Below are 5,064 nucleotides of genomic sequence, written 5' to 3'. Positions count from 1 at the left end.
GGGCGACCGGGAAGAGGGAGGTGAACCAGCCGACCGTGCGGGACAGGTCGAGGCCGTCGAAGAGCCGGTCCTCGCGGCCGTGGCCCTCCAGGCCGACGGCGACGGTGCCGCGCCCGGTCCACTCGGCGAGCACCCGGCCGAGCGCGGTGAGCAGCACGTCGTCGATCCGGGTGCGGTAGACCCCGGGGACCTCGCGCAGCAGGGCGTCGGTGCGTTCGCGGTCCAGCCGGACGGTCACCTCGCGCAGGTCGGCGGCGGTGTTGCCGCCGTCGCCGTCCACCGGCAGCGGGGTGGCGCAGGCCCGGGCGGCGGCCGCCCAGTGGGCGCGCTGGTCGGCGAAGCCGCCGGCCGCGGTGTGCCCGGCCAGCCGGCGGGCCCACGCCCGGACGGAGCTGGTGCGGGCGGGCAGCCGCAGCGGGCGGCCCTCGACGGCCTGCCGGTAGGCGGTCTCCAGGTCCTCCAGCAGCACCCGCCAGGAGACGCCGTCGACCGCCAGGTGGTGGACGGCCAGCAGCAGCCGGTCGGGCCGGGCGCCGGCCGCGCCGGCCGACGCGGTGGCCGACGGGGCGGTGAACAGGCGGGCGGTGAGCAGCGGGCCGCCGTCCAGCCGGAAGGAGGCGTGGGCGGCCTCGGTCACCGCCGCTTCCGCGCCGTGGTCGTGGACCTCCAGCAGCTCGGGGGCGCTCTCCTCGGCGGGGGCGCAGTGCTGCTGCCAGGTGCCGTCCCCGGCACGGGTGAAGCGGGAGCGCAGCGCGTCGTGGTGGGCCCACAGGGCGGCGAGCGCGCGGCGCAGGGCCTGCGGGTCGACGGCCCCGGGGGCCTCCACCACGACGCACTGGTCGAAGTGCTCGGCGTGCGGCGGGTTCGGGTCGAGGAACCAGTGCTGGATCGGCGTCAGGCCGACCTCGCCGCTGACCGGTTCGGTCCCGGCGACGGTGACGGCGCTGCCGGCGGCCGCGGCCAGCGCGGCGACGGTGGGGTGGCGGAACAGGTCGCGCGGGGAGAGCGCGAGTCCGGCGGCGCGAGCCCGGGAGACGACCTGGATGCTCAGGATGGAGTCGCCGCCGAGCAGGAAGAAGTCGTCGTCCAGCCCGACCCGTTCGACCCCGAGCAGCTCGGCCCAGATCGCGGCGAGCAGCCGCTCGCGGTCGGTGCCGGGGGCGCGGTGGGGGCGGTCGCCGCCCGCCGACCGGTCGGGGGCGGGCAGCCGCCGGCGGTCCACCTTGCCGTTGGCGGTGAGCGGGAGTTCGGGCAGCGTGACGAAGGCCGCGGGCAGCATGTAGTCGGGGAGGTCGGCGGCCAGGTGGGCGCGCAGTTCGGCGGCGCCGGGCGGCTCGGCGCCCTCGGCCGGCACCAGGTGGGCGGCGAGGCTCTTGCGTCCGGCGTCCTGGTACAGCGAGACGACGGCCTCGGCGACGGCCGGGTGGGCGGTGAGCCGGGCCTCGATCTCGGCGGGTTCGATCCGGAAGCCGCGGATCTTGATCTGGTCGTCGGCGCGGCCGACGAAGTGCAGTTCGCCGTCCTCGCTCCACCGGACGGTGTCGCCGGTGCGGTACATCCGCTCGCCGGGCGGGCCGAAGGGGTCGGCGAGGTAGCGGGCGGCGGTCTCGCCGGGGCGGCCCGCGTAGCCGCGGGCGAGGCCGGCCCCGGCGATGTACAGCTCGCCGGTGACGCCGGGCGGCTGCGGCTGGAGCGCGCCGTCCAGGACGTACACCCGGGTGTTGTCCAGCGGCCGGCCGATGGGCAGGACGGCGGGCAGTTCGTCGCCGGCCCGGAAGGCCCGGCGGGTGGCGAAGGTGGTGGTCTCGGTGGGCCCGTAGCCGTCGACCACGGTGAGGCCGGGGCAGGCCGCCAGGACCTTGCGGACGACGGCGCCGGGCACCGCCTCGCCGCCGGTCCACACCTCGTGGGCGCCGCGCAGGCAGCCCGGGTCCTCCTGGGCGAGCAGCCGGAACAGGCCGGCGGTCAGCCACAGGCAGCGCACGCCCTGCTCGGTGACGGCGTGCCGGACGGCGGCGGCGTCCAGGTCCTGCGGCGGGGCGAGCACGGCGGTGCCGCCGCGCAGCAGCGGCACCCACAGTTCGTAGGTGGCGGCGTCGAAGGCGTGCGGGGAGTGCACCAGCACCCGGTCGTGGCCGGCGAAGGCGCGGTCCAGGGCGAGCGCGGCGACGTCCCGGCGGCGCACCGCGACGCCCTTGGGGGTGCCGGTGGAGCCGGAGGTGAACATCAGGTACTGGACGTTGTCGGGGTGGACGGCCGCCGGGGCCGGGGCCGGGGCCGCCGTCCGGTCGTCGGGAAGGTCCACCCGCAGCACCTGCCCGGCGGGGCGCAGCTCGGCGGCCGTGCCGGCCCGGTGGGCGTCGGTGAGCAGCAGGTCGGCACCGGCCTCGGCCAGCATCCGGTGCAGCCGCTCGCGCGGCGCCCGGCCGTCCAGCGGCACGTAGACCGCGCCGGTGCGCACCAGCGCCAGCTGGGTGACGACCAGCTCGACGGAGCGTTCCATCAGCACCCCGACCGGCTGCTCCACCCGGACCCCGTGCGCGGTCAGCCGTCCGGCCAGCTCGGCGGCGCGGGCGTCGAGTTCGCGGTAGGTCAGGCGCCGGTCGCCGGCCTCCAGGGCGACGGCCGCGGGGGTGCGGAGCACCTGCGCGGCGAACAGCTCGGCGATGTCGGCGGCGGGTTCCTCGACGGCGGTGGCGTTCCAGTCGGCCAGGACGCGCCGGCGTTCCTCCCCGGTCAACAGCGGCAGCCGGACGGGCGGGCGGTGGGCGCCCTCGGGCAGGGCGGTCAGGACGGCGGTGAGCTGTCCGGCCAGCCGCCGCACCGTGGACTCGTCGAACAGCCGCGGGTCGTAGCAGAGCCGCAGGGACAGCTCCGGGCCCGGGTAGGCCAGCAGGGTGAGCGGGTAGTTGGTGGTCTCGATCCCGTCCAGGTCGCGCAGCCGCAGGCCGTGGGCGTCGGCCGCGTCCTCGTCGACGGGGTAGTTCTCGAAGACCACCAGGCTGTCGAACAGGCCGGTCCGCTCGGGCAGTTCGGTGCCGGCCCGCATCCGGGTGAGCGGGACGAAGCCGTGCCGCCGGTCCTCGCTCTGCTCCCGCTGCAGGGTCCGGAGCCAGTCGACCAGGGTGCCGTCCGCGGGCACCGTGGTGCGGGCCGGCAGGGTGGTGATGAACAGGCCGGTCATGGTCTCGACGCCGGGCAGCTCGGGCGGCCGCCCGGAGGAGGTGGTGCCGAACACCACCTCGGCCCGCCCTGCCCGGCGGCCCAGCAGCACCGCCCAGGCGCCCTGGACCAGGGTGTTGAAGGTCAGCCCGGAGCCTCGGGCGAGGTCCTCCAGCGCCCTGGTCGCGGCGGCGGGCAGGGTGAACGGCACGGCCCGGGTGGACTCGGCGCGGTGGCTCTGCACCGGCTCGCGGTCGTAGGGCAGCGGTGTCGCCTCGGCGAGCCCGGCGAGGCGGGTGCGCCAGTGCCGTTCGGCCTCGGCGTGGTCGCGCTCGCCCAGCCAGGCCAGGTAGTCGCGGTAGGGCCGGCGCTCCGGCACGGTGCCGTACGGGACCTCGCCGTCCCGTCCCGGTCCGGCCAGGGCGGCGTGCGCCGCGAAGACGTCCGAGAGCACCTGGAACAGGCTCCAGCCGTCCAGGACCAGGTGGTGGAAGGACCAGAGCACCCGCACCCGGCCGTCCGGGAGCCGGATCAGCAGCAGCCGCTGGAGCGGGGCCCGCGCCAGGTCGAGGCCGCGGGCCCGGTCGCGGTCCAGCAGTTCGGCGAGCCGGTCGCGGCGCTCCTGCTCGGGCAGTTCGCGCCAGTCCAGGTGGGTGACCGGGACGGCCACCCGGCGGTGCACCACCAGCAGCGGCTCGGGCACCTCCTGCCAGCGGACGTGGGCGCGCAGCACCGCGGTGCGGTCGGTGACCCACTGCCAGGCGGCGGCGAGGCGGGCCGGGTCGGGCACGCCGTCCAGGACGAAGTCCAGCTGCTGGAAGTAGGCGCCGCTGTCCTCCTCGGCGAGGCCGTGGAAGAGCATGCCGGACTGGGTCGGGGTGAGCGGCAGCACGTCCTCCACCGCGCCCGGGTCGGCGCCGGTGATCCGGTCCACGGCCGCCTGGTCGAGCCGGGCCAGCGGGAAGTCCGACGGGGTGCGCCCGGCGGCACCGGGGCGGGCCGCGTGGCGGGCGAGGTCGGCCAGTTCCTCGGCGAAGCGCCGGGCCAGCGCCTCGACGGTCCCGCTCCGGTGGACGGCGGCGGAGTGGAACCAGGTGAACTCCAGCGCGTCGCCGTCGAGGCGGCCGACCACCTCCAGCGGGTGGGGGCGCTCCGTGCCCGGGTCGGCGTCCAGCTCCAGCGGCCGGAAGGTGCCGCGGAACAGCCCGTCCGGGTCGTCCGGCAGGGCGATGCGGCCCAGGTAGTTGAAGCCGATCCGGGCGGCCGGGACGTCCGGCGCCGTGCCGGGGCGCCCGAGGTAGCGCAGCGCCTCGAAGCCGAGGCCGCGCCGGGGGACGGCGCGCAGCTGTTCCTTGACCTGCTTGAGGACGGTGTCCCAGTCGGCTCCGGCGGGCACGGCCAGGGCGACGGGGTGGCGGGTGGTGAACCAGCCGACCGTACGCCCGAGGTCGAGCTCGGCGAACAGTTCCTCGCGCCCGTGGCCCTCGACGTCCACCACGACCCGCTCCAGCCCGCTCGCCCCGCACAGCGCCCGGCCGAGCGCGCTCAACAGCACGTCGTTGGCCTGGGTGCGGTAGGTATCGGGCAGGGTGCGCAGCAGGGCGGCGGTGTCGGCGGGGCTCAGCCGGACGGTGACGGAGCGTTCGGTGGCGTAGGTGTCGGGGCCGTCGAGCTCGGCGGGGAACGGTTCGTCGGGCTGCCCGGGCACGGCCCGCGCCCAGTACTCCGTCTCGTCCTCGAAGCCGCCCGCGGCGGCGAAGGCGTTCAGCCGCTCGGCCCACTGCCGCAGCGGCGAGGACGTGCCCGGCAGGGCGGCCACCCCGTCCCGGCCCTCGCGGCGGCCCGGTGCAGCGCCGCCTGTTCGGCAGCGCGCCGCGCCTGGTCCTCGCCGTCGGGAACGCC

The 5,064-nt window shown here is 77.3% G+C and carries 1 protein-coding gene; it reads right to left on the bottom strand.

The features are described 5' to 3' along the window. The coding region (locus ACIQOV_RS27035) for an amino acid adenylation domain-containing protein (protein ID WP_401052770.1) at positions 1-4,981 on the bottom strand (4,981 nt) is incomplete at its 3' end. Positions 4,982-5,064 lie beyond the last annotated feature (83 nt).

The sequence above is a fragment of the Kitasatospora sp. NPDC091257 genome (assembly GCF_044757675.1).
GTDB classification, from domain to species: Bacteria; Actinomycetota; Actinomycetes; order Streptomycetales; family Streptomycetaceae; genus Kitasatospora; species Kitasatospora lactacystinica.
This window is presented reverse-complemented; position numbering and strand designations above follow the sequence as displayed.